We start from the raw sequence: 263 nt of genomic DNA on the forward strand, positions 1-263 counted from the left end.
CGGGTTGACGATGCGAATAGCTTCGAGCAGGTTGACTGCACCCAGGCCGGTAATTTCGGCGGTGGTCAGTGGCTGCTCGAACGACACACCGACAAAGCTTTGCGCAGCGAGGTTATAGACCTCGGTAGCTTCGGTGGTTTGCAGCAGGCGGATGCTGGCAGACAGGTCGGTGAGGTCGTACTCGACCAGGTGCAGATTGGGGTTGGTGTGGATGCCCAACTCCTCGATGCGCCAGAAGTTAACCGAGCTGGTACGACGATAGG

1 protein-coding gene is annotated in these 263 nt (G+C 58.6%); it reads right to left on the reverse strand.

The genetic code is table 11. The annotated features are described in order from the left end of the window. Positions 1–263: GDP-mannose 4,6-dehydratase (locus SB719_RS20785; protein ID WP_412159834.1), on the reverse strand; the 263-nt coding region annotated here is incomplete at both ends.

The organism is Pantoea sp. SIMBA_079, assembly GCF_046940275.1.
Classification (GTDB): domain Bacteria; phylum Pseudomonadota; class Gammaproteobacteria; order Enterobacterales; family Enterobacteriaceae; genus Pantoea; species Pantoea borealis.